Raw genomic sequence first — 24,340 nt, forward strand, 5'->3', positions numbered from 1 at the left:
GTTACTCCTTAACGGTTTTCTGTAGCAGGCAGACGGCCCAGGCGCCAATTCCCTCGCCTTGGCCTTCCCAACCGAGCTTTTCGGTCGTAGTGGCGGCAACGCCCACGTTTTCGACGTCAACGCCCAGGGCATGGGCAAGGTTGGCGCGCATGGCATCGCGGTGCGGGGTGATCTTGGGTTGCTGGCAGGCAATGGTGCAATCGGCATCGACAAACTCAAAGCCCAGCTCGCGCGCATAGTCCATCACACGGGCAAGCAGCACCATCGAATCGGCACCCTCGTAGGCGGGATCGGTGTCGGGGAATAGCTTGCCGATGTCTCCCCCGCGGCAGGCGCCCAAAATGGCGTCGGCCAAGGCGTGCGCGAGCACATCGGCATCCGAGTGGCCCAGCAGGCCGCGCTCGTAGGGAATGTCGACACCGCCGATGATACATCGACGCCCCTCCACCAAACGGTGGACGTCGTAGCCGTGGCCAATGCGCAGGTTACTGAACATGGGGAAGATCCTCTCCCTCGGCCATGCGGCCGAGCAGAATCGCGGTTACGGGACGCAAGTCCTCGGGTACCGTCACCTTAAGGTTATCGCGTGGGCTCTGGACGCAGCGGACACGCCCGCCCATGCGCTCGACCAGCGACGAATCGTCCGTGCCGATAAAGCCCTCGGCAATCGCCGCGGCATGGGCGCGCTTCATAGCGTCGACACTAAAGATCTGCGGCGTCTGTGCAGCCCAATAGAGTTCGCGCGGCGGTGTCTCAACGATGTTATCGCCATCGACGATCTTGAGCGTGTCAATCGCGGGCTGACCGCACACGACACCGTCGAGCGAGCGGTCACCCATGAGCACGTCGATAGCGTGGTCGATGGCCTCGGTCGTAATGAGCGGACGAGCGCCGTCGTGAATGGCGACGTATTCAAAGCCTGCCGGTACCGCATGCACGCCGGCTCGGGTGGAATCCTGACGGGTATCGCCGGCATCGGCAAAGCTGATGGGCGTGTCATAGCCAAACGGGTCGATGGCCAGGCGGCGCATCTCGGCACGGCGCTCGACAGGACACACCACCACGATGTGGCCGACCTTGTCGCTCCGATCAAATGCGCGGATGGACCAGCTCATGAGCGGACAGCCCGCTACATTGACGAGTTGTTTGCCACCGGGGTTACCAAAGCGCTGGCCGCTGCCACCGGCAACGACCACGGCGCATACGGGCGCCATTATGCGTTCCCCTGTTTGGTGCCCTTCATGCGGTACAGCGAGTCCGCAAGAATGGCAGGGTTGTTAACGCCAAAGTCGCCTAGGCGCTCCGGGTCCTCGCTGATGTCATCCATGAGCTCCTGCAGCGAGCCGTACTCGTCGACAATCTTCTCGGCCACGCCGTCGCGCACGACGGACACGCGCGAAAGCGTGCGCAGGCCCAGCGGCGTCATGACGGAGTCCTCGTCCAGGTCGTCGTAGCCCAGAACCGCCGCCACATGCTGCGGATCGGACAAGTCCTTGGGCGTCATACGGGCAAGCTCAGCGCGAATTTTCTCGGCGTTTGCTTCGGAGGAGTCACTCGCGTAGTCGCGGATCATCAGGTCATACTCGGTATCCATACTGGAGCCGGCGAGCTGCTCGAGCTGCATCTGCACGAGCTTGCCCTGGTTGCCCAGCTTGACAATGCAATCCTTAAGCTCGGTCTTTGCCTGCTGCATGATCTCGAAGCTCGAGAAAATACCGGTAATGTCGGCGAGCGTAACGTAGTCGTCGAGCTCGAGGGCCGTCAGGCGCAGCAGGGAGCGATCGAGCGACTGACGGGTAGTCTGGAGCGTGGCGACGAGCTGGTTGACCGAGCTCATGATGGTGGTAACGGGCTGGATCTCGTAGCTCTTGCCGTGAACATACACGTTGACAACGGCACGACGGGCCGAGACCGAGATCACGATGGCATCCGTGAGCACCGACATGCGAGCGGCGGTGCGGTGACGCATACCTGTCTCGCTCGTGGCAAGCGAGGGATCGGGATTGAGGTGGAAGTTGGCGCGCAGGATCTGGGTGAGGTCACCGTCGATGACGATGGCACCGTCCATCTTGGAGAGCTCGAACAGACGGTTCGAGGTGAACGAAATGTTGAGCGGGAAGCCGTCGTTACCGGCAGCGAGCACGTTTTCGGTGTCGCCGACGCAGATAAGGGCGCCCAGGTGACCGGCGATGATCATGTCGAGGGCGGTGCGGATCGGCTGACCAGGTGCCGTCAGGCGGATGGCCTGTTCCATACGCTTTTGCAGCTCGTTCTTATCCAAGGCATCGCTCCCATCGTATACGCTCCATAAACGCTAAATAGTTTCTCACGGTTTGTCCCCGCAGCAGCCACGAAATCCGATGCTTACAGAATGAGCGAACACCGCTTAGGTAGCTCATTTGGGACGGGGCTCCTTTGACTGCTCATGTGGTAGCATCGGGTCTCATATAAATGAGGGAGTAGTCGCGTAATCGGGCTCGCCCGCAGAGAGGGAGCCAGACCATGGGACTCGCAGAGCTCGTGTTGCTCGCCGTTGGCCTTTCGATGGACGCCTTTGCCGTTTCCATCTGCAAGGGTCTCGGCATGAAAAAGATCAACCTTAAAGTCGCCGTGGTGCTCGGCCTGTTCTTTGGCGGCTTTCAGGCCGGCATGCCCGTGATCGGATGGGCGCTCGGCAGTCAATTCATGGGCATCATCGGGCCCATCGACCATTGGATCGCCTTTATCCTTTTGGCCTTCATCGGCGGCAAGATGCTGTGGGAGGCCTTTACCGAGGACGAGGACGAGAGCGACAACAAGAATGCCGAGAAGATTGACCTGATAGAATACCTGGTTCTCGCCATTGCCACCTCGATTGACGCCCTGGCCGTAGGCATCTCGTTTGCGGCGCTCTCGGTTGACATCGTGCCCGCTGTATCGCTTATTGGCATCACAACCTTTATCCTCTCCATCGCCGGCGTGGCGATCGGCCATACCTTTGGCGCGCGCTACGAAAAGCCTGCCACCATCGTGGGCGGCGTCGTGCTCATCCTCATCGGACTTAAGATCTTGCTTGAGCATCTGGGGATCCTCGCGATATAAAAAACGCCTCTCATAAGCTCAACGTCAACGTGGAAGTCTCATGCAGAGTTTTGCATAAGGCCTTTTCGTGCAGACTTTTGCATGTCATACTGATATGCAAAAGTCTGCACGTTAGGAGATTGCCGTGGATACCTTTCCCATCACCACGCCGCGCCAAGCTGGCATCTACGTGCGCCAGGCACGCGAGTCACAGGGAATCACCCGTGCGACCCTCGCTAAAAAAGCCAGTGTTTCGGAGCGCCTGCTCGCATCGCTCGAGCTGGGAGATGCCACCGGCATTCGACTCGACAAGCTATTGGCGATCTTTAATGCTCTCGGACTGGCGCTCGCCGCTCAAGGGGATATCGTCAAAACGAATAACGAGCAATCAGCCAACGTTCCGCATGCCGATCTGCAACCTCGTAGCACCCCCAGACGCCATCGCGCTCAACGTTTTCGCCATCGCAACCGTCGCAGCGCAGCCATTCCGGCTCTCGCAGACGCCCCCTTTACGTCTGAACTCTACGACAAAGCCTTCGCAGATTTCGCCATGTCCAATCTCGGAGTCTCGATTGCCGCAAACGCATCTGTCCAACCAAAGCCTGACGGGAAATAGCCAATGGCCACCACATCGCTTCGGACTATTATTTGCGGCGAACCTGCAGGAACGCTCATGCAAGATGAGAACGGTCTAGTCAGCTTTGCCTATGATCAAGACTATGACGGGCCAGCATTATCGATCAACATACCCGTATCAAATCGTACATACAGCCAACAGGTCATGAATCCGTACCTGTTTGGCCTTCTACCCGACAGCGAGGACCAACGAAAAGCGATTGCCGCCGAATTCGACGTTAGGCCCAACAATCCCGTTGCGTTGCTCAGCCATATCGGACTCGACTGTCCGGGCGGAGTGCAGTTTTGTGCCGAAGAAGATGCCGACGCCGTCCTGCATCGCGCTGGCGAATACCGCCCTATAGACGACCACGAAATTGCTCTCCGTCTCAAGTCGATCAGAGATGACCGCGATGCATCGTGGATGGGTCTAGATGAAAGTTGGTCACTTGGAGGCAACCAGGGCAAGTTCGCACTCGCACTCATAGACGGTCGCTGGTGCGAATGCGTAGGTTCCTCGCCCACGACGCATATTTTCAAAAATGGCGTTATCGGATTTAAGCTCGAAGCGCTTAATGAGTTTGTCTGCATGAAAAGCGCCCAGCGCGCGGGTATCGCAACGGCGAACGTTGAGTATCGCTTATTTGAGGACGAACCCGCCCTCATTGTTGAGCGCTATGACCGTGTGAATGTCAAAGACGGGACAATCATGCGTCTACACCAAGAAGACCTCTGTCAGGCCCTTGGAGTGATGCCCGCTCAAAAGTACACGGCAGACGGCGGCCCGACCGCACGCGATATTCAGGAACTCCTCGTCAATACGAGCCATCATCAACTTAACCTGTATCTGTTTACGCAGATACTTTTCTTTAACGCCATCATCGGCGCACCGGACGCGCATGCGAAGAACTATTCCCTGCTTCTTGGAAACGGCGGCACAGCTATGATGGCCCGTATGTATGACGTTGCATCTGGGCTGGCATACGAACGTATGCGGCGAAAAGCGCGCCTCGCCATGAGCGTTGGCGGCGAAAACCGTGTGGGACGCATCGGTCCAGGCGCTATCCGCCGATACCACGGTATGGGCGACCCCGCGCTGGAGGCGGCACTCACCGATGCCGGGCTATCCGAGAAGTTTTGCTTTGCGACCATGATGGACCTCGCCTACGAGGTACCCATTTGCATGGAAGAGGTCATGGACGAATACGCCGATCTGCCCGGCATGGCGGACCTGCGCAAGCATATGCTCGGGCCCGTCCGCGAAAACTGCCAGCGCACCCTCGACCTCATCAAGGCGGATATGGGCTAGACGCCAATCAGTTTCCCATTTCTTAAAAGAAGAGAGGGGGCACCCGTCGCAAAAGCTCGGGTACCCCCTCTCGTAATGTCATTTGCAATCCATCAGCAAAGGTTTTGGATCGCCGTCAATGCGACCTTTACGCAGCGAGGCGCTTGAGGACGTCGATGAGCAGCTCGTAGAAGCGCTCGGCAGAAGCGAGCTCCATGCTCTCGTCCGGGGTGTGGACATCGGAGAGCGTCGGGCCCACGGCGATGGCGTCCAGGCCGTGCAGGGCCTCGGCAAACAGGCCGCACTCAAGGCCGGCGTGAATGGACTCGATGCGCAGCTCGGAGCCAAAGAGCTCGCGATAGCTCTCGACAAAGATGTCGCGGACCGGCGAATGCTCGGCATAGCTCCAGCCGGGATACTCGAACTCGAACTTGGCGTCGAAGCCCAGGACATCGGCCAGCGTCTGCAGGCGGTCCTTGAACTCGTTCTGCAGCGAGGTAATCGAGGAGCGCGGGGACAGCATGATCTTGACCTCGTCGTCAGAAGTGGCAACCACACCGATGTTGGAGGAAACCTCGACGGAGCCGTCGGTGGCGACGTTGCGGCGAATCACGCCGTTAGGGGCAAGACGCAGGGCGCGGATGAGGGCAAGCGCGGACTTCTGATCCATGGCCTCGACCTCGGCGTCGTCGGCAATCTCGACGGTGCAGGTAAAGCCGGGGTCAAAGACCTCGAGCTCGGCAGTGACGTCGGCAATGATGCCCTTTGCGATCTGGGCCGCGGCCTCGGCGGCAGCGTGATCAGTGTAGACCAGCTCGGCCTTGCACTCACGGTTGATGGCGTTGTCCTTAGTGCCGCCGTTAAAGCTGACGATGGCGGGCTCGCCGGCGACCATCAGGCGGTCGATGATGCGGGCCATGATGAGGTTGCCGTTGCCGCGCTCCAGGTGGATGTCGGCGCCGGAGTGACCACCCAGCAGGCCGGAGATCTCGAGCGTAAGGGTGCTGCCGGTCTTGTGCTCGCGCACGATCGGGCAGGTGTAGGTAACGACGACACCGCCGGCGCAGCTGACGGTGGCCACGCCCTCCTCCTCGGAATCGAGGTTGATCATGGTGCGGGCGCTAATCTGGGACTTGTCGAGCGTCTCGGCGCCAACCAGGCCAGTCTCCTCGTCGGTGGTGAACACGCACTCGAGGGCCGGATGAGCAATCGAATCGTCGTTGAGCACGGTGAGCATCAGAGCGACAGCAATGCCGTTGTCGGCGCCCAGGGTGGTGCCGTTAGCGGTGAGGACGCCGTCCTTGACGACCAGGTCGATACCGTCGGTCGTAAAGTCGTGCTCGACGGAACCCAGCTTGTCGCACACCATGTCGATGTGACCCTGCAGCATCACGGTCGGGGCATTCTCGGCGCCGGCAGATGCGGGCTTGCGAATGATGACGTTGTAGACCTCGTCCTGATACACATCGAGACCGCGCTCCTTGGCAAACGCGACCAGGAAATCGCTGATGCCCTTCTCGTTGCCAGAACCACGGGGGATCGCGCTGACCTCCTCAAAGAAATGGAACAGCTGGGCGGGCTCGTAGCCGGTAATCTTGTAGTCCATGGTGCCTCCTTGGCGCAACTGGTTAGACAGTAAGACATGCGCCTTGTATATTCCCAGACTTTGCGTGCATAAACCAGTCGAAAACGCCGAGCGTTCTCGCATCATCGGCTAACGGTGGACCGTATAGCGTAACGGTCACAATCACCGCAGCTCTACAAATCGAGGCGCCCTTGCCAGAGCGCCTCGATTGAGCGTATCAAATTGTCGCCACGCCCTACAGCGCGCCGGAGCCAGCTTGCATCATACCGCCGGGGCCCGAGGTCACGCCACTACTCACAGGCGCAGCGTTTCCGGTGTGCGGCGCTGCCGGAGCGGTATCGCCACCGAGCGTGCCCGCCGGACGCGGTGCCGGGATCTCGCCCGTACCATGGCTAAAGACAAACTTGCCATCGGCCACATCGCACAGGACGGTATCGCCACTGCCCCACTCGCCGGCCAGCAGCTCCTCGGACAACGGATCCTCAATGAGCTTTTGGATGGCGCGGCGCAGCGGACGCGCACCGTTGGTGAGGTCGGTGCCCTCGGCCACAATCTTGTCGTAGGCCGCATCGGTGAGCTTGATGTTCATGCCGTTGGCAATCAGGCGCTGGCGCAGGTCGTCCACCAGCAGGTGAGCGATCTTGGTCAGGTTCTCGCCCGAAAGCTTCTGGAACACCACGATGTCATCGATACGGTTGAGCAGCTCGGGGCGGAACAGGCGCTTGAGCTCGCCCATCGCGCGACCACGGATCTCACTCGACGTGAGACCCTGCTCGCCGGTGGTGCCAAAGCCAACGCTCGCATCCTGCGCAATCTCGCGGGCGCCCACGTTGGACGTCATGATAATCACGGTGTTGCGGAAATCGACCGTCTTGCCCTGGCTATCGGTCAGGCGGCCCTCCTCCAGCACCTGCAGCAGAATGTTGAAGATATCGGGGTGCGCCTTCTCGATCTCGTCGAACAGCACGACCGAATACGGGTGACGACGAACGGCCTTGGTGAGCTGACCGCCCTCGTCATGGCCAACGTAGCCCGGGGGGCTACCGATAAGCTTGGAGACCTCGAACTCGCTGCCGAACTCCGACATGTCGAAGCTGATGAGCGCGTCCTTGCTGCCAAAGAGATACTCGGCGAGCGTCTTGGCGAGCTCGGTCTTGCCCGTGCCGGTGGGGCCCAGGAAGATAAAGCTGCCGCCGGGGCGACGCGGATCCTTGAGCGGCGAGCGACTGCGGCGCACGGCCTTGGCAACGGCCTCGACGGCCTCGTCCTGGCCGATAATGCGGGTCTTGAGCACGCTTTCGGCTTGCAGCAGGCGACGGCTCTCGCTCTCGGTAAGCGAGGACACCGGCACGCCCGAAGTCACGGACACGATATCGGCGATCTGGCTCACGTCGATGGTGAGCGGGCTGGCGTCGAGCTCGGCCGTCCAGGCGGCCTTGGCCTCGGCGAGCTCAATCTCGGCAGCTTTCTGCTGCTCGGTGATCTCGGCGGCCTTGTTCATATCGTCGCTCTCGGTGGCCTCCTGCGCGGCGGCCTTGAGCTCCTCCACGCGATGCTCGGCCTCACGCACCGGCTCGGGCGCGCGATTCGCGGCGATGCGAGCGCGGGCACCGGCCTCGTCAATGAGGTCGATAGCCTTATCGGGCAGGAAGCGATCCTGGATGTAGCGGTTGGAAAGGTTCGCGGCGGCCTCGATAGCACCCTGCGTATAGCGCACATGGTGGTGCTCCTCGTAGCGCGGCTTGAGTGCGGTCAGGATCTTGACCGTGTCCTCAACGCTCGGCTCCTCGACATCGATGGTCTGGAAACGACGCTCAAAGGCCGGATCCTTGGTGAGGTACTTGCGGAATTCCTCGGCCGTGGTGGCGCCGATAATCTGGAAGGCACCGCGCGCAAGCACGGGCTTGAGCATAGAGCTCGCGTCGATGGAACCCTCGGCAGAACCGGCACCGATGATGGTGTGCATCTCGTCGATAAACAGGATGACGTCATCGGCTTCGGTGGCCTCCTGGATCACGTTCTTGAGGCGCTCCTCAAACTCGCCGCGATACTTGGCACCCGCCACGAGGCCCGGCAGGTCGAGCGTCCAGATATTCTGGTTCATGAGGTTCTCGGGCACGTTGCCGGCTGCAATCTGCTGAGCTAGGCCCTCGACAATGGCCGTCTTGCCCACGCCGGGGTCGCCCAGAATGAGCGGGTTGTTCTTGGTGCGGCGCGAAAGAATTTCCATCATACGCTGGACTTCCTTTTCGCGACCGATTACAGGGTCGAGCTCGCCGTCGCGCGCCTTCTGTGTGAGGTTGGTCGCGAACTGCTTAAGCGTATCGGTGCCACTCCCCTTTTGCTGAGAGGCATCCGAGCCGCTAAAGAACGGCAGGCCCGCACCGGGACGACCAGCACCGGCGCCGGCGAGCGGACGCTTCTTGTCCTGGTCCTTGGCGGTGAGTTTCTCGATAGCCTTTTTGATGGAGGCGGACGACACACCTAGGCGCATGAGGATGTCCATGGCCATGCCGTTGCCCTCTTCGACGATGCCGATCAGCAAGTGCTCGGTCGACACGTAGGTCTGGTTGTTCTCACGCGCCACGCGGAATGAACGCTCCATCACGCTAATGACGAGCGGCGTAAAGGCGAGCTTGGCCGCCTCGGTCTCCTCACTGGGCTCGGGAACCGTGGTCTGGACCTCTTTGAGAGTATCCATGATGTCATCGTAGGAGATGTCGAGCGAACGCAGTGCCTCGGCGGCAATGCCCTCGTCCTCCTTGGCAAGCGCGAGCAGCAGGTGCTCGGTGCCCACCTTATTTGAATGAAGATCGAGCGCCTCCTGTTTGGCCATCGACATGACCTTGCGCGCTCGATCGGTAAATCTATCTAACATGCTCGTTTCCTTACATGAGTTCATCGAAATCAAAACGCCCGCCCGTCGGCGGCGCTTTTGTCTCTTTACCCACAGGTTGTCTATGTTAACAGCTGGAGGAATATCTATAAACCCGGCTCACATGAATGCAGGTTATGACCGCATCGCGGGACTCACCGCGCGATGCGCGACAGGCGCCCCGCAAGAGAAACCCTAGGCGTCTTTCACCACGTCGGGACTCGTCGCACGCGATGTGCGATAGGCATCGGCCTCCTTGGAGACGCGTTCGAGCAGCTCGGATGTATCGACACCCTCGACTTGCGCGACCGTTTCCACCGTCTGCATGGCGACCGCCCTCAGGTACGCGCACGCGCTGTCCCCCAGCTGCTCGAGGTCTATCTCCTCGCCGCCCTCCCGGGCAAAGCCGACCGCCATCACAAAGTCCATGATGCCCGAGGCCAGAAAGCCCACCGCAAAGCTCGAATCCGCCTTGAGCTCTTCTCCGTCGGGGTGGACGATCTCTCTCACGCGGTCGATGATGATCGTATGGATGCCCTGCACGACCTGCTCGGCGGCACCCGCTCTCATGGTGATGACGATGCGCCGCAGCAGGCAGCGGACGTCGCGCCGGTCGAACGCCGAAAGGTCGCCCTCGCTCGAAAAATGCCAGAGGGCATCGGTGATGAGCTCGTTATCCTGCAGCAGCTGGGCTATGGCGATGGCGACGAGTTCATCGAAATCGTGAAAATAGTAGTAAAACGTTCCGCGATTGCACCGGGCGGCGCGGGTCACCTCGCCAACCGACAGCTCGAAGATGCTGTTGTTCTCGATGAGCTCCCAAAACGCCTCGATGATACGGGTGCGTGCATCGGGCGCATCGGCGTCCTTACGCGGTCTCGCCATGCGCCTCACCGCACCCCTGCGCCTTGGCGTTCATGATGAGCATCTGAAGACGGTTCTCCACGTTGGCGAAGCTCACGTCGGGATCGTAGTCGAGCGGCAGGAACTGCGCCGTGGGATACTGCTCCTTGAGCGCATGGATGAGCCCGCGCCCCACGACATGGTTGGGCAGACACCCGAACGGCTGCAGGATCACGAAGTTGCGGCAGCCGCGCTTGGCGTGCTCGAGGATCTCCGCCGGAATCAGCACGCCCTCGCCCGCATCGAACGTATGGTGCAGGATCTTATCGCTCGCGCGCACGAGCTCGGGCATGCGCGTCGGCGGCTCGTAGAGCGGGCTCGCCGCGCCCAGGCGGTCGCAACGGTCGTGCGCGAGCTCGAACAGGTTGTCCGCCGTGGCGTACCAGGCCTTTTCGGGCAGCGACAGGTCGACGTGGAACTCGCGCGACTGCGCATGCTTGTAGAAATAGGTCTTGCGGATCACGTCGGTCATGCGCGCCTCGATGACCTCGAGCCCGTTGTCCTCGAGGTAGCGCTCGATCTCGTGGTTGGCGCCGAGATGGAAATTGAGCAGGTACTCGCCCACGATGAGAACGGTCGGATGCGGGTTCGAGCGGTCGTACGGAACGGCGTCCATGATCGCAAGCGCGCGTTTGAAGCCCGTCGCCTGGCCTCTCAGCCCGGAGCGCTCCATGCCCTCGATAACCTCATCGAGCGCGCGGTCGAACGCAGCGTCCGCCGCGCCCTTCTCGAGCTCGTAGGGACGGATGCGCCTAAGCATGGCCTCGAGGGTATCGATCATGGGAAGACCGTAGGCGATCTGGATGCTCGGGCCAAGGCCGAGCTTGAAGCCCGGATGCGCATTGTGGGCATCGACGTCGTCGTTGGTGAGCACCGGGACATAGTCGTATCCCGCGTCGTCGAGCGCGCGGCGCAGCAGGGGCATGTAGTGCGTCAGGCGGCAGTCGCCGATATACTTGCCAGTCACCACGGCGACGTCGTGCGGGTCGTACTTACCGCTCTCGAGTGCCGCGAGCGCCTCGCCGATCACGATTTGCGCGGGGAAGCAGATGTCGTTGTGCACATAGCGTTTGCCCAGGCGGATGGCATCCTCGCGCCCGATATCAAGGGCCTCGGCGCGCACGCCCTGATTGCGCATCGCCGCGGTCATGAGCCTGCAGAACGCATGGGAGGTGTTGGGGACCAGCGCGATCTTGTCGTGCCGGTCGCGCTTGGTGTACTTGACCTTATACGGGTCGTCGAGCGGATGGACCGCGTGCACCCGGGCGCCCTCGGCACGCTCCTCCGCGCGACGACGGTTGACCGACTCGATAAACGAACGCACGCGAATGCCCATGGGACCGGCGACGTCGCTCTCATCGAGCTTGATCATCATCGGAACCTTGGAGCCCATCTCGCCCATCATGCGCGCGATCTCGTCGGTGAGATACGCATCGTGGCCGCAGCCGAAGCTGCCCATCTGCACGAGCTCGAGCTCGGGCGTCGATGCGACGATGACCGCGCACGACAGCATGCGCGCATGGTAGTTGTTCACGATGTCGATGCGGCTGTTGGAAAGATCGACGTTGCAGACCCCCGGCACCGCATCGGGCGTCAGCACGGGGATGCCGCGCTCAGAGAAGAGCTTGGGCAGCCCGTGGTTGACCAGCGGGTCGTTGTGGTACGGGCGCGAAGCGATCACCACCGCGTAGCCGCCGTCCTCGCGCACGTTCTCGAGCACCTGCCTGCCGCGCAGCTGCAGCTGGTTCTCAAACGTCTGCTGCGCGCGGTCCGCCTGCTCGGTCGCCTTGGCAACCAGGTCGGCATCGATATCGAAGGTCTCCTTGCACCACGCCTTGAGCTGGCGGTTTCGGTCGCCCTCGTCGTACCAGTGGAACAGCGGCGTATCGAACGGAACGCCGAAACGCTCCTCCGGGTTATCGGAATTGCGCATCACGTAGGGGTATCCCTTTACGACGGCGCACATCCACTCGCTGGTAGAGGCGGTGTTTTCGGTGGGCACCGTCGTGATGATGGGCATGAAGATGCGGTCGACGCCGGCGTCGACGAGATTGCAGATGTGCCCGTGGACGAGCTTGGCCGGGAAGCACACGGTGTCGGATGTGACGTGCGCCAGACCGCGCTCGTACATCGCCTTGGTGCTGCGTCCCGAGACGCGCACCTTAAAGCCGAGCGTGCTGAAGAACGTCGACCAGAACGGCATGGTGTCCCAGAACTCGAGCACACGGGGAATGCCGATCGTGACATCGCGCCCCCCGCAGACGGGAACCGTGGGGCATGACTCGAACAGCAGCTTCTCGCGGTCGACAAAGAGATTGGGGGCAGCCGCGGTTCGGTCGCGCCCCGTGCCGGGTGCCTGTGCCTCGCAAGTACCCTGCGGACGCAGCTCCTCCGCCGCGGGAACCTCGCGCACGAGCTCATCCCATGAGATGGCGCCGCCGCGCGGGCAGCGATTGCCCGTGACGTAAAGCGAGCCGTCGCCAAATGCCACGACCGCGCGCTGGCAGCGGTTGTTGCACCGACGGCAGGTAACGCCGCCGAACTCGCGATGCTCGAAGCGCTCCACGGCATCGAGCCCGATAAACGACGTGCCGGCGTCGCCCTTGCGGCATTCCTCGCGCGCGAGCAGGGCGATACCGATAGCGCCCATCAGCCCCGGGTGGGGCGCACGCGTGACGGGTTTGCTCAGATACTGCTCGAATGCGCGCAGCACCGCGTCGTTTCGGAACGTGCCGCCCTGGACGACGACTTTGTCGCCCAGACGGTTGAGATTTGAAACGCGAATGACCTTGGTGAACACGTTCTCGATAATCGAACGGCAGAGACCAGCCATGATGTCGCCCGGACCCTTACCGCGCCGCTGCTCGGAAACGACGCTGCTGTTCATGAACACCGTGCAGCGGCTGCCGAGAACGGCGGGGGCTTTGGACGAAAATGCCTCGGTCGCGATATCCTCAACGGCTATTCCGAGGTTTTTGGCAAAACCCTCGAGGAACGAGCCGCAGCCCGCAGAGCACGCCTCGTTGACGACGATATCGGTCAGCACGCCGTGGTTGAGCCAGATGGCCTTCATATCCTGTCCGCCGATGTCGAGCACGAAGGTCGCATCGGGAACGCATGCGCACGCGGCGCGGGCGTGCGCGACCGTCTCGACCGTATGGTAGTCGGCGTGGAACGCGCGCGCGAAAAGCTCCTCGCCGTATCCCGTGGTGCCCACGGCATCGATCGCAAGCGTGACTCCCGCTGTCTCCCAGCGGTTCTTCAAGCTGACAAGACCCTGTTGGGCGACGTCGAGCGGTCTGCCGTTATTAGACGCGTAGAACGAATCGACAAGCTCACCCGCCTCATCGACCAGGGCGAACTTGGTCGTCGTGCTCCCCGAATCGATACCGAGCGCCACACGCACCGTCTCTCCGGGCGCATACGCATCCGGACCCTTTGCCGGCGTCTCTTTGCCATGGCGTGCCGTAAAATCCGCCTGCTCGGCAGGTGTGGCAAAAAAGGGCTGGGCAAGACGTCCCTCCCCGCTTGCGGGCGCGACCGTCTCGAGCTTATCCAGCCGGACAAAAGCGTCGGGAAGGTCGATCGGTTGGGACGATGCGAACATGTCGGTCAGCGACAGGGCGGCACCGCGCGCGACCATGATCTGCGGATCGCGCGGGACGATAACCTGATCGTCCGATAGATTCAGTTGCTCCCGGAACACGCGGACCAGCGTGGGGTTGTAGGCGAGCGTACCGCCCTCGAAGATTACCGGCGGCTCGATGTCGATACCCTGGGCCAGACCGCCGATCGTTTGGCGGGCGACCGCGTGAAGCGCCGAAAGCGCCAGGTCGGTGGTAGGAATGCCCTCGTTGAGCAGCGGCTGGATATCGGTCTTTGCGTACACGCCGCAGCGGCCCGAGACCTCGTGGACGGTCGTTCCCCGGCTTGCGAGCTGCTCGAACTCGCCCGATTCGGTGCCGACCCCCATGAGCTTTGCCATCTCGTCGATAAATGCACCGGTACCGCCTGCGCACGAGCCGTTCATGCGCATGTCGGCAACCTCGATGTCTCCCTTATCGTTGGTGCGGAAGAAGATCATCTTGGCGTCTTGGCCGCCCAGCTCGATGGCGCAGCGCGTCTGCGGATAGAACCTGCTGATCGCGAGCGCGTTGGCGACCACCTCCTGAACGTACGAGGCGCCCAGCGCGGTCGCGATATCGCGCGCACCCGAGCCGGTCACCGCAACGCGCAGCGACTCATGGGGAAAGCGCTCGGCGAGCTCGCCGAGCATGGCGCGCACGCTCGCTGTCTGACACGCCCCGTGGCGGCGATATCCCCACCACGCCTCGGTCATATCCTCGTGCATCGCGTAAACTTTGGTCGTCGTCGACCCTACGTCCAGTCCTACTAGCAACGCCATAATGCTCCGTCTCTCGCATTTTTTCTGCTAGAGATATACCACTCTACGTAATACAACAGACTGTTGTATTTAAACTCCGTATAAAAAGCGGCTGCCGAAACGCTTCAGCAGCCGCCGAATGCACCAACAGATTGTTCTGCGCGCTAGCACGTCGGGCAACGGAGCAGCACGGGGCCTCCGGTCATGCGCACCGCTCACGCCCGCGATGTCGCCGAGAGAGCTATCCACGCTTAGGGCTCCAACCAAGCAAGTCGCCCGCGCTCAGCAGATCCCTAAGCGAGCTACTCGCACTCAGGAGCCATAGCCTGCTCCAAGAGCTCGGCATGCTCCTCCTCGAAAACCGTCCCCACAGGGAAGGCGCGACGGAAGACGAAGTGGGAAATCGGACCGGCTACCAAAAGGTTCCACGGCAGCGCCATCACAAAATTATGCGGGATGTTGATCATCCAGATCGCAGGCACGGAATACAGGTTCGCAAGGATGCCGCCGGGCATGTGCGTCAGACCCTCGCAGGCACCGTACAGCGACATGATGATGACCATGGGAACGACCATGCAGGAGCTAACGGCGAGCGTCATGGCGAGCGGCGAGCTCTTGCCCGGCGCGACCAAGTACTTAAAGGCGAAACCCTTGGCGAGCGGGCTGGCGACGAACCAGTCGCAGCACATGGCAAAAATGTAGGCAACGGGGAAGCCGAGCCACGCAGCGGCAACGACCTCGCCGTTGATGGCCCCGTGCTGCAGGGCAACGTTGTAGATGCTCATCCAGAGCACCATGCAAAAGCACATGATAAAGGTGAACAGCAGGCTCTCTCGTTTGTTGATAGGCATAAAGGGCATGGTCCTTTCCGTGTTACGCCGCGGCATCACGCAACAAAAACGGGCGGGCAAGATGGAGCTGTTGGGACTTCATCTCGCCCGCCCGTGATACGTGCGTCTGCGACTACTTATGTGGTGGAACCAGCCTAGCACGAAAACCCCGCGCTTCGTAAGCGTTGAGTTTATGAAGATGCAGGGCACCAATAATCCCCCGACCCCCTAAGTTGCGGTGGAATACGGACTGTTTTGACCCTTTAAGCAGCAATTCAGTCCCTATTTCACCGCAACTCATTTGGTGCAAAGTAACATGTCCCCCTTGCACCAATTAGCTGGTATGGCGCCAGCGAGGGTCGGTGAGCGTACGTGCCACACCCAGGCCAACGGGCAAAAACGCCACGATGAGCACTGCACGCACAAACCAGCCGAGCATATTGACCGTGTCGAAGGTGCACATGTAATACATCGAGCGATACAGATACAAACCCGGCACCATAATGACAATCGATGGCACCGTGAGGGCGATACGTGGATAGGTGAGTTTGATTTCAGCTAAGCTCGCGAGCAGCCCCGATACCAGCGCACCGATAAACGCAGCCGCCTCGGGAGGCATGCCCGCACTCAGCCCCAGGAAGGGAAGCATCGTCGGCGCATCGACGAGCGCAAGACGCAAGGTATTGGACACGGCGCCGATGAGCCCTGCCGCCGCTGCCATCTTTACTGGGCTGTTGAACATAACCGAGAAGCCAAATACGCCGATAAAGCTCATCAGTATGCGCAAGAGCGTAAGAGCCAACGGTGAGAGGCCGAGCGGGGCGAAGTCATCCGGCGCCAGTCCCACGCACTCGGCAACCATCCAACCCACGAGGGTCGCCATCACAATAATCGATACGGCATACGAAAGGCGCTCGATACCGCTTCGCATGTCGAGCTTAGCGATGTCGAGGCCTGCCGTAATGAGCGGAAAGCCGGGAATCACAAAGAGCATGGCGCCGATATAGCCTTCTTGGTGCGACATTGCCCCCGGTATGACCTGGCCAAGGCCGAGCAATGCCAGCAGATACGAAACGCAAGCGAGCGCAACGCCGGTCGTCAGCGCGCTGAACTGACCAAGGCCCTGCTTAAGAATATGGGAGCGGGCAAAGTTGCCGACACCCGCGCCTACGAACGCGCATGCCATCTCAATAGGACCGCCACCAAGTAAAAAGACAAAGGCGCCACAGGCGCAGGCCGCCGCAAGGCCCTGTTGCCAAGGCGCGTAATCAGGTTTTGAACTCTCAACGGTCTTGAGCATCTCGTGATACTCGTGCACCGTGAAGCGACGACCATAGGTCTCGATTTCCTTGAGGAAACTCTCCATCATCCAAATGCGATGGGTATTGACGCCCGTTGTGGGCAAGCTGACGACCTCATTAAAGCAGTGGCCATCTTCGATGCAGGTGCACTCAAACGATAGGAGACTCAGGTCGACATGGATGGTGACGCCGAGCACGTCAGCAACACGATTCATGGTATCGCGCACGCGCCAGGCACCCGTTCCGCTCGCGAGCATAAGCATACCGGTGCGGCAGATGATGGATGATTTATCGGTGAGCGGCGCATCGACGGCAAGTTCATCGCCTGCCGTCACGATCTGGTGCCAGTCAGTTTTCATATGGAGCGCGCCGGCACGGACACCGTGGTGCATGGGGGCTCTCGAAAGCAGCGAGTCAAGGCGCGAAGGCTGTGAGGGCTCCGCCGATTCGCCCTCGTCCTCGTCGGGCTCTTCATCGACCAGATCAAAGGAATCAAGCGGCGCTGGCTCGCGACGGTCGATCAGCTCCTCGTCCTCATCATCAAAGTAATTGAACTGATCGAGCATGTCCTCTTCGATAGCACGCTCGCTCGCATCGTCCATCCCGGTGCTCCCTTCCTACCGACTAACCCCATCCTAGGCAGCAACGGCTAAAGGAAACATAAAAGAGACGGCTGTCATGCGAACCATGTGCGCAATAGCCGTTGAGTAGTCGTTTAAGAATGCCCCCGATGACTATTGACGGCCAAGGCAACGCCGATGCCCTGGCAACGACAGCGAAAGCCCGCCAGAGCGAGCAAGGTGCCTTGAAACAAGGCGGCATTGACCTTTTGGTCATGCCGCCGAAGTTGAAAGGCAGATTGCCGCTCTGGCGGGCTTGCAGCGTCAACTGGTTACGCGGGTTGGTAAACCCGCGTAACCCCCTAGCACATCTTTGCGCCGGCAGGGATGGAAGCGTCGAGCTGAATCAGGTTGAGGCGCTCCTCGCCCTCCTCCTCATGGATGGCGCTGATGAGCATGCCGCAGCTGGGGATACCCATCATCTTGCGCGGAGGCAGGTTGGTGATGGCGAGCAAGGTCTTGCCGACCAGGTCCTCGGGCTCATAGTAGCCATGGATGCCGGAGAGGATGGTGCGGTCGGTGCCGGTGCCGTCGTCGAGCGTAAAGTTCAGCAGCTTCTTGGACTTCTTGACGGCCTCGCATGCCTTGACCTTCACAGCGCGGAAATCGCTCTTGGAGAAGGTATCAAAGTCGACGAATTCCTCGAACAGCGGCTCAACGGCGATCTTGGAGTAATCGAGCGTGGGCTTGAGCGGCTTGACGAACGGGCTTGCGGCGTTGCCGGCCTCGGCAGCCTTGGCAGCGGCGGCACCGGACTGGAAACCCTTCTCGGGCTTCATGTGCGGGAACAGCAGGACGTCGCGAATGGAAGCCTGGTTGGTGAGCAGCATGACCACGCGATCGATACCGATGCCGATGCCGCCCGCGGGAGGCATACCGTACTCGAGGGCGCGCACGTAGTCCTCGTCGTACTCCATAGCCTCGTCGTCGCCGCCGGCCTTCTCGGCCATCTGGGCAGCAAAGCGCTCGGCCTGGTCGACCGGGTCATTGAGCTCGGAGAATGCGTTGGCGTACTCATGGCCGGCGATGACCAGCTCAAAGCGGTGCGTCAGGCGCGGATCGTCCTCAAAACGCTTGGCAAGCGGGCTGACCTCGATGGGGTAATCGCATACGAAGGTCGGGTTGACGATGGTGTCCTCGCCCAGCTCATCGTAAATCTCGGCGATGATCTTGCCAGCAGTCCACTCGGGCTTAATCTCCAGGCCCTTCTCGCGTGCGGCGGCGGCAAGCTCCTCGACCGGCGTGTCGATGGTGACCTGCTTGCCGAGCACGTTCGAGACGATGTCGGTCATGGGACGGCTTGCCCACTCACCGGAAAGATCGATGGTCTGACCCTGGTACTCAATGACCTCGGGGTTGCCGATGGCCTTGTTGGCAGCCTTGATGACACCCTGGGCGAGCGCCTTCATGCCCTCGAGGTCGGAGAAGGCACGGTAGGCCTCCATCGTGGTGAACTCGGGGTTGTGGGTGAGGTCCATACCCTCGTTGCGGAAGATGCGGCCGATCTCGAAGACGCGCTCAAAGCCACCGACGATGCAGCGCTTGAGGTGCAGCTCGGTAGCAATGCGCAGGTAGCACTCCTGATCGAGCGCGTTGAAGTGCGTGATGAACGGCTTGGCCGTAGCGCCGCCCTGAATGGTCTGCAGGATGGGGGTCTCGACCTCCATGTAGCCGTCGGACTCCATAAAGCGGCGGAAGGTGGAGAGAATCTGCGAGCGCTTGCGGAAGGTCTCGCGAACATCGTCGTTGGCAATCAGGTCGACATAGCGCTGACGATAGCGGGTCTCCTTGTCGGAGAGGCCGTGGAACTTCTCGGGCAGCGGGCGAACGGCCTTGGAGAGCAGCGTCGCGCTCTTGGGGGCAACGGAGAGCTGGCCGCGCTTGGTGCGAACAACCACGCCGGTCACGCCCAGGATATCGCCAAGGTCGAGAGCCTTGAGCGTATTCCAAGCTGCCTCGTCCATGTCGTTGATGCGGCAGAACAGCTGAATCTCGGCGGTAGCGTCGCGCACGACGATAAACATGATCTTGCCCTGACCGCGCTTGGCGACCACGCGGCCGCCGATCTTCACGACGTCCTCAGTATCCTCGCCATCGGCAAGATCGGCATATTTGGCCTCAATGTCGACGACATAGTCCTCGATCTCGGAGTGCTCGGGATAGGGGTTCTGGCCCGCCTCGAACAGGGCGGCGCGCTTTGCCAGACGCGTGGCGCGCTCGTCGTTGAGCGTCGAGGCCTGATCAGCGACGTTCTGGTTCTCTGCCATAAGTTAGCTCCTCAAACTAAAACGCTCCCCAGGATTCGGTCCCAGGGAGCGAAAACATACCTTTACGCGGGACCGTGGTCTAGCGTGCGATCTTGGCGATGGTGTAGACGCGGGTCTTGCCAGAAGGCGTAACGACCTCAACGGAGTCGCCCTCGCCGTGACCGATGATGGCGTGACCGACCGGAGACTCGTTGGAGATCTTGTGCTCGAGCGAGTTGGTCTCGGTGGTACCGACGAGCGTGACTTCCATGACCTCACCGTTGGGATCGATCAGAGAAACGGTGGAACCGATGGAGACGGTCAGATCGCCCGTGGTGGCAGCAACCTGAGCGTTGGCGAGGATGGCCTGAATCTCGGCAATGCGAGCAGCATTCTGGGCCTGCTTGTCCTTGGCGGCATCGTACTCGGAGTTCTCCGAAAGGTCGCCGAACGCGCGGGCTTCCTTGATGTCCTCGACGATCTCCTTGGCGTAATCGCCCTCACGCCAAGCGAGCTCCTCGACGAGCTTCTGGCGGCCCTCAGCGGTCAGTACGATCTGGCTTGCGTCCATACGGATATCTCCCCAACTATGATGTAACGATCAACTGTCAACAAAACGAAAAAGACCGGCTAGCCTGCGGGCAAGCCGGTCAGGTGCTCACCCCAAAGGGATGGGACTACTCTGCGTCCGCGTCGCTGTCCTCTGCCTGCTTTTTCTTGGCAGCAGCGAGCTTGGCCTCGAGCTCTGCGATCTCCTTGTCCTCCTTGGACTCCTCGACCACAACGTCCTCGGCCTGCTTGGTTTCGCCCTTATCGTCGCCCTCCATGCCCTCGCGGATATTCTTGACGGTAGAGCCGAGAGACTTGCCGAGCTTCGGCAGGTTCTTAGGCCCGAAGATGATCAAGACAACGACGAGAATAATGATGAGCTCAGGAGCCCTCAGTCCAAACATGTAGACCTCCACAATACAGCGAGACAAGCTCGAATGAGTATACCGCGGGTGCCGCGGTATCACAACAATAGCTAAAAAAAGGGACCGCAAGAAGCGGTCCCTTCTCATGCTCTGGTCGGGTTGACTGGATTTGAACCAGCGACCCCTGCGTCCCGAACGCAGTGCTCTACCAAACTGAGCCACAACCCGTTAGCTCGACTATAGTAACAAAGATTTTCGTCGCGTGCTAGAGAAATTTTTATTTCTTTGGCGCGTCGATTTGAACCGTGTTGGGAATAAGCTCAGTCGCGCAGGCCCACCAGCCATTTTGCTGGGCAGCTCCCGCAAGATGGGCTGCTGCAGCGACGGTATCGCAAATGGCAAACGAGCAAGCACCCGAACCACACACGTCCACGGCAACGGTTCCCTCCTGTGCGCGCAGCCAGTCGAGAACTGCCTGAATCCGCGGCTCCATCTGCGCGGATATGACGCCCAGATTGTTATGAACGAGCGCATATGCCGCCTCGGCATCGCCGGCGCGTAAGACAGAAGCAATCGCATCGGGTTTTTCCGCGGGCACCGGGCTCTCATCAAATCGTCGATACGCTTCAACCGTTGAAATGCTCGTCTCGTGCGGTTTGACCAATACGACAGGTGTCGCCGGAAGCACAGGATACTCAGTGGCCAGCACATCTCCCCCGCCAACGTAGAATGCGGGACTCGTGTGCAAAAAGAACGGCACGTCGGCGCCGATACCGCGAGCGATGTCATCGAGCGCGGGGTCGGCGCGGTCGATACCCCACAGCTCGGCCAAGGCAACGATGACCGCAGCGGCATCCGTCGAGGGGCCTCCCAGGCCGGCGCACAGCGGAATGTGCTTCTCGATCGTCACGCAAACGTTGGCCTCCCGACCATAACGCTCAGCCATAGCGAGCGCAGCACGATAAGCCGTATTCTTTTGCATGGGAAAGTCGGATGCCGGAACCGTCTGGACGGTCAGCTCCTGCGCCGGGGCGACCGTCACGATATCGGCAAGACCGACGGCTGCCATCAGGGAATCGACCTTGTGGTAGCCGCGGTCGTCACGCTCGGTATGAACCCCCAGGTAGAGGTTTATCTTTGCCGGCGCAGAAAGGGTCAGGGACCAATCGGTCACCGTTAGTGCTCCTCGAGCTGATTGCCGAGCGGGGTAAAGATGTGCTCGCCGCTCTCGGGGTCGAACAGTTCGACCTGACCGGTAAGGACATCGATATACTGGTAGGACTGACGCGATTTGCGGCCGCGGCGCTCGTCGACCTCGACGATAAAGACGGCGGGGTGAACGCTCTTGATGGTGCCCATGCGCTCGACGACGCGGGTACGGCCCATGTTGGCCTTAACCTTGACGCGATCGCCCACCATATCGGTCAGCTTCTCGTGGATGTCGTCGACGTGATTGACTTCCATCTCTTCCATGAATGGGGCCTCCAGAGGGTGCAATTCAAAAAGGGGATAATACCCCTAAGATAGACAAAACTCTAATACTATAGCACCCTGCTGCAGTCATATGCAAGCAGCTAAAAAGCCCGGTCCCAAATACGTACCAGTCGACAACCTCGCATGACCAGTTCACGTCAGCGAGCGACGGTTTGAGCGACAGATTGGCCGAATGGTGGCCGTGCAGCGTCGAGTAGTTACGCGGTTTGGTAAAACCGCGTAACCTAAAGGTTGTCGGTATCGAGGACGATGGTGAACGGACCGTCGTTGACCAGGTCGACCTTCATGTCGGCGCCAAAGATACCGTGCGCCACGTGATCGACGTCCTGGGCGACGAGCGTCAGAAAGTACTCGTAAAGTTCGTTAGCGACATCGGGCGCGCCGGCATCCGTAAACGACGGACGGCGGCCGTGGCGGCAGTCGGCAAACAGCGTGAACTGCGATACCACGAGTACCTCACCGTCGACATCGGCCAGTGCCAAATTGGTCTTGCCGTTCTCGTCCTCGTTGATACGCAGCCCGCGGAGCTTGCTCCACAGTTTGTCGGCTTCGGCGCGTGTGTCGCCGTGGCCCACGCCTAGCAGTACCAGGTAGCCGCGTCCAATGCGGCCCACGCACTCGCCGTCGACCGTCACGCCGGCGTTGAGCACGCGCTGTACCACCGCACGCACGACCTACTCCTCGCCCGTCAGCTTGGCGGACAGGTGCTCGAGTGCATGGAAACGATGGCTGATGGCGTTCTTCTCGTCCGCCGTGAGCTCGGCCATGGTCTTGCCCGGCGTATCGACCGGCAGGAACAGCGGGTCGTAGCCAAAGCCGTGATCGCCGCGACCCTCGTGCGCAATAACACCCTCGCAGGCGCCCTCGCCATAGGTGACCAGGCCGTCCGTATCAATAAGCGCGACAACGCTCATAAAGCGCGCGGTGCGGTCCTCGTCTGCCACGCCTTCCAGGTTAACGAGGAGCTTGGCGTTGTTGGCGGCATCGTCGCCATGCACGCCCGCATAGCGCGCGCTATACACGCCCGGCTCACCGTCCAGGGCGTCGACGACCAAGCCAGAGTCGTCGGCAATGGCCATAAGGCCCGTCTCCTCAACGGCAGCCTGCGCCTTGATGATGGCGTTCTCCAAAAACGTCGTGCCGTTTTCCTCGGGGTCCTCAAAATCGCCCAGCTGGCCGAGCGCCACAAAGCGCACCTCGGGCATGACCTTGCCCAAAATGGCCTCGATCTCGGTGAGCTTATGGGCGTTGCCGGTTGCAACGACGATGGTCGCCGCCGGGTCGAGGGTGTCGATGTCAATCTTCTCAAGTGCCATAGCTGGCCTCCTTTGTCTCTATAGCAATGCCGAGTTGAGGACGACGAGGACCTCGGCCTCTCCCCTCTCAATCAACGGCAGTCTTATACTTCGGCGTTTTCGCAGATAAAACCTGCCAAAATAAACCTGTCCCTTTTTGACAGGTTAGGCGAGGGCCTGGCGCTGAAGCTCGATAAGTTCGGCGATACCCTTGTCGCCCAGGTCGAGCAGGGCGTTGAGACGCTTGCGATCGAAGGGCGCCTGCTCGCCGGTACCCTGAAGCTCGATCATCTCGCCGGTGTCGGTAGCGACGAGGTTCATGTCGACCTCGGCGTGGCTGTCCTCGGAATAATCCAAGTCGAGCAGGGTGTTGCCGTCGACGACACCCATAGAAATCGCGGCAACCTGGCCCGTGAGCGGAATGCGCTCGAGCTTGCCCGCCTCGACCCACATGGCAAGGGCGTCGTGCAACGCCACCCAAGCGCCGGTAATGCTCGCCGTTCGCGTACCGCCGTCTGCCTGAATCACGTCGCAGTCGACGGTGACGGTGTACTCGCCGAGCGCCTTCATGTTGACGACGGTGCGCAGGCTGCGGCCGATGAGCCGCTCGATCTCCATGGAGCGACCCTTGCGGTTAGCATGCTCGCGCTTGCAGCGCTTGCCGGTCGATGCCGGCAGCATGGCATATTCCGCCGTTACCCAGCCGGCCTTGGCGCCCTTGCGCCAACCCGGCACGCCCTCTTCGATGGTGGCGGCGCACAGTACGCGCGTGTCACCGAACTCGGCCAGGCACGAGCCGTGGGCGTGCTTCATGACCCCGCGGGTGAGCTTAACGGGGCGCAGTTCGTTGGCTGCGCGGCCATTGGCGCGGTTGACCTGCATATATTCCATAAGAAGACCCTTCTCGACCAAAAACTGTCAAAAGCGAGC

20 protein-coding genes and 1 tRNA gene are annotated in these 24,340 nt (G+C 60.9%); 3 read left to right on the forward strand and 18 right to left on the reverse strand.

Features of this window, described 5'->3' with window-relative positions; all coding sequences use genetic code 11:
* Position 1: 1 nt before the first annotated feature.
* From ispF to disA, 3 genes are read right to left on the reverse strand one after another with little or no spacing between them, the layout of a single operon-like run.
* Positions 2-496, reverse strand: a complete 495-nt coding sequence (gene ispF / locus V2391_RS04160) for a 2-C-methyl-D-erythritol 2,4-cyclodiphosphate synthase (RefSeq protein ID WP_006234975.1) — start codon at positions 494-496, stop codon at positions 2-4.
* The gene (gene ispD / locus V2391_RS04165) at positions 486-1,214 is read right to left on the reverse strand and encodes a 2-C-methyl-D-erythritol 4-phosphate cytidylyltransferase (protein WP_329738350.1); all 729 of its coding nucleotides are present in this window, start codon (positions 1,212-1,214) and stop codon (positions 486-488) included. Before ispD ends, ispF begins: the two co-directional genes overlap by 11 nt.
* Entirely contained in the window at positions 1,214-2,254 is a 1,041-nt protein-coding gene (gene disA, locus V2391_RS04170) for a DNA integrity scanning diadenylate cyclase DisA (RefSeq protein ID WP_006234973.1), read from the reverse strand. The genes ispD and disA overlap by 1 nt, the downstream gene beginning before the upstream one ends.
* Positions 2,255-2,502: 248 nt before the next feature.
* Here disA and V2391_RS04175 point away from each other — a divergent pair, with 248 nt between their 5' ends.
* The 3 genes from V2391_RS04175 (at position 2,503) to V2391_RS04185 (ending at position 4,984) form a co-directional block, all read left to right on the forward strand.
* A complete protein-coding gene (locus tag V2391_RS04175) occupies positions 2,503-3,081 on the forward strand; it encodes a manganese efflux pump MntP (RefSeq protein ID WP_329738351.1) in 579 nt (192 codons plus the stop codon).
* A 124-nt stretch (positions 3,082-3,205) separates the two neighbouring features.
* Positions 3,206-3,676 (forward strand): helix-turn-helix domain-containing protein, encoded by a 471-nt coding sequence (locus V2391_RS04180; protein ID WP_329738352.1) that lies wholly within the window; start codon positions 3,206-3,208, stop codon positions 3,674-3,676.
* A 3-nt stretch (positions 3,677-3,679) separates the two neighbouring features.
* Positions 3,680-4,984, forward strand: a complete 1,305-nt coding sequence (locus V2391_RS04185) for a type II toxin-antitoxin system HipA family toxin (RefSeq protein WP_329738353.1) — start codon at positions 3,680-3,682, stop codon at positions 4,982-4,984.
* 127 nt (positions 4,985-5,111) lie between these two features.
* Here V2391_RS04185 and V2391_RS04190 read toward each other — a convergent pair whose 3' ends face one another.
* From V2391_RS04190 to rph, 15 genes are all read right to left on the reverse strand, one after another.
* Positions 5,112-6,569 (reverse strand): aminoacyl-histidine dipeptidase, encoded by a 1,458-nt coding sequence (locus V2391_RS04190; RefSeq protein WP_329738354.1) that lies wholly within the window; start codon positions 6,567-6,569, stop codon positions 5,112-5,114.
* Positions 6,570-6,783: 214 nt separating this feature from the next.
* Positions 6,784-9,426 carry an ATP-dependent Clp protease ATP-binding subunit gene (locus V2391_RS04195; protein ID WP_329738355.1) on the reverse strand — a complete coding sequence of 881 codons (2,643 nt, stop codon included), beginning with the start codon at positions 9,424-9,426 and terminating at the stop codon, positions 6,784-6,786.
* Between the two features lie 192 nt (positions 9,427-9,618).
* Positions 9,619-10,308, reverse strand: a complete 690-nt coding sequence (locus V2391_RS04200) for a TetR/AcrR family transcriptional regulator (RefSeq protein WP_329738356.1) — start codon at positions 10,306-10,308, stop codon at positions 9,619-9,621.
* Entirely contained in the window at positions 10,292-14,731 is a 4,440-nt protein-coding gene (locus tag V2391_RS04205) for an acyl-CoA dehydratase activase (RefSeq protein ID WP_329738357.1), read from the reverse strand. Before V2391_RS04205 ends, V2391_RS04200 begins: the two co-directional genes overlap by 17 nt.
* A 281-nt stretch (positions 14,732-15,012) precedes the next feature.
* Entirely contained in the window at positions 15,013-15,561 is a 549-nt protein-coding gene (locus V2391_RS04210) for a DUF2798 domain-containing protein (RefSeq protein WP_270225813.1), read from the reverse strand.
* 313 nt (positions 15,562-15,874) lie between these two features.
* A complete protein-coding gene (locus tag V2391_RS04215) occupies positions 15,875-17,443 on the reverse strand; it encodes a threonine/serine ThrE exporter family protein (RefSeq protein ID WP_329738358.1) in 1,569 nt (522 codons plus the stop codon).
* 320 nt (positions 17,444-17,763) lie between these two features.
* Positions 17,764-19,728 (reverse strand): lysine--tRNA ligase, encoded by a 1,965-nt coding sequence (gene lysS / locus V2391_RS04220; RefSeq protein ID WP_329738359.1) that lies wholly within the window; start codon positions 19,726-19,728, stop codon positions 17,764-17,766.
* A gap of 79 nt (positions 19,729-19,807) precedes the next feature.
* Positions 19,808-20,278: a transcription elongation factor GreA gene (greA, locus tag V2391_RS04225; RefSeq protein WP_006234960.1), complete on the reverse strand. Its 471-nt coding sequence runs from the start codon at positions 20,276-20,278 to the stop codon at positions 19,808-19,810.
* Positions 20,279-20,384: 106 nt separating this feature from the next.
* Positions 20,385-20,660, reverse strand: coding sequence for a twin-arginine translocase TatA/TatE family subunit (gene tatA / locus V2391_RS04230; RefSeq protein ID WP_158554565.1), 276 nt, complete (start codon positions 20,658-20,660; stop codon positions 20,385-20,387).
* A gap of 112 nt (positions 20,661-20,772) precedes the next feature.
* A tRNA-Pro gene (locus V2391_RS04235) sits at positions 20,773-20,849 on the reverse strand.
* Between the two features lie 49 nt (positions 20,850-20,898).
* Positions 20,899-21,795, reverse strand: a complete 897-nt coding sequence (gene ispE, locus V2391_RS04240) for a 4-(cytidine 5'-diphospho)-2-C-methyl-D-erythritol kinase (protein ID WP_329738360.1) — start codon at positions 21,793-21,795, stop codon at positions 20,899-20,901.
* Between the two features lie 2 nt (positions 21,796-21,797).
* Positions 21,798-22,094, reverse strand: a complete 297-nt coding sequence (locus V2391_RS04245) for a Veg family protein (protein WP_006234957.1) — start codon at positions 22,092-22,094, stop codon at positions 21,798-21,800.
* 245 nt (positions 22,095-22,339) lie between these two features.
* Entirely contained in the window at positions 22,340-22,786 is a 447-nt protein-coding gene (dtd, locus tag V2391_RS04250) for a D-aminoacyl-tRNA deacylase (RefSeq protein ID WP_329738361.1), read from the reverse strand.
* A gap of 3 nt (positions 22,787-22,789) precedes the next feature.
* Positions 22,790-23,431, reverse strand: coding sequence for an RdgB/HAM1 family non-canonical purine NTP pyrophosphatase (gene rdgB / locus V2391_RS04255; protein WP_022094898.1), 642 nt, complete (start codon positions 23,429-23,431; stop codon positions 22,790-22,792).
* A 144-nt stretch (positions 23,432-23,575) separates the two neighbouring features.
* Positions 23,576-24,301, reverse strand: a complete 726-nt coding sequence (rph, locus tag V2391_RS04260) for a ribonuclease PH (protein ID WP_329738362.1) — start codon at positions 24,299-24,301, stop codon at positions 23,576-23,578.
* Positions 24,302-24,340: the final 39 nt, after the last annotated feature.

Source organism: Collinsella sp. CM84Y_54 (assembly GCF_036317945.1).
Classification (GTDB): Bacteria; Actinomycetota; Coriobacteriia; order Coriobacteriales; family Coriobacteriaceae; genus Collinsella.

What these genes read in the sequence shown, in the direction of transcription:
- ispF (WP_006234975.1), bottom strand. Translation starts at nt 496, where the DNA reads ATGTTCAGTAACCTGCGCATTGGCCACGGCTACGACGTCCACCGTTTG.
- ispD (WP_329738350.1), bottom strand. Translation starts at nt 1,214, where the DNA reads ATGGCGCCCGTATGCGCCGTGGTCGTTGCCGGTGGCAGCGGCCAGCGC.
- disA (WP_006234973.1), bottom strand. Translation starts at nt 2,254, where the DNA reads ATGGAACAGGCCATCCGCCTGACGGCACCTGGTCAGCCGATCCGCACC.
- V2391_RS04175 (WP_329738351.1), top strand. Translation starts at nt 2,503, where the DNA reads ATGGGACTCGCAGAGCTCGTGTTGCTCGCCGTTGGCCTTTCGATGGAC.
- V2391_RS04185 (WP_329738353.1), top strand. Translation starts at nt 3,680, where the DNA reads ATGGCCACCACATCGCTTCGGACTATTATTTGCGGCGAACCTGCAGGA.
- V2391_RS04190 (WP_329738354.1), bottom strand. Translation starts at nt 6,569, where the DNA reads ATGGACTACAAGATTACCGGCTACGAGCCCGCCCAGCTGTTCCATTTC.
- V2391_RS04195 (WP_329738355.1), bottom strand. Translation starts at nt 9,426, where the DNA reads ATGTTAGATAGATTTACCGATCGAGCGCGCAAGGTCATGTCGATGGCC.
- V2391_RS04200 (WP_329738356.1), bottom strand. Translation starts at nt 10,308, where the DNA reads ATGGCGAGACCGCGTAAGGACGCCGATGCGCCCGATGCACGCACCCGT.
- V2391_RS04205 (WP_329738357.1), bottom strand. Translation starts at nt 14,731, where the DNA reads ATGGCGTTGCTAGTAGGACTGGACGTAGGGTCGACGACGACCAAAGTT.
- V2391_RS04210 (WP_270225813.1), bottom strand. Translation starts at nt 15,561, where the DNA reads ATGCCTATCAACAAACGAGAGAGCCTGCTGTTCACCTTTATCATGTGC.
- V2391_RS04215 (WP_329738358.1), bottom strand. Translation starts at nt 17,443, where the DNA reads ATGGACGATGCGAGCGAGCGTGCTATCGAAGAGGACATGCTCGATCAG.
- lysS (WP_329738359.1), bottom strand. Translation starts at nt 19,728, where the DNA reads ATGGCAGAGAACCAGAACGTCGCTGATCAGGCCTCGACGCTCAACGAC.
- greA (WP_006234960.1), bottom strand. Translation starts at nt 20,278, where the DNA reads ATGGACGCAAGCCAGATCGTACTGACCGCTGAGGGCCGCCAGAAGCTC.
- tatA (WP_158554565.1), bottom strand. Translation starts at nt 20,660, where the DNA reads ATGTTTGGACTGAGGGCTCCTGAGCTCATCATTATTCTCGTCGTTGTC.
- V2391_RS04245 (WP_006234957.1), bottom strand. Translation starts at nt 22,094, where the DNA reads ATGGAAGAGATGGAAGTCAATCACGTCGACGACATCCACGAGAAGCTG.
- rdgB (WP_022094898.1), bottom strand. Translation starts at nt 23,431, where the DNA reads ATGGCACTTGAGAAGATTGACATCGACACCCTCGACCCGGCGGCGACC.
- rph (WP_329738362.1), bottom strand. Translation starts at nt 24,301, where the DNA reads ATGGAATATATGCAGGTCAACCGCGCCAATGGCCGCGCAGCCAACGAA.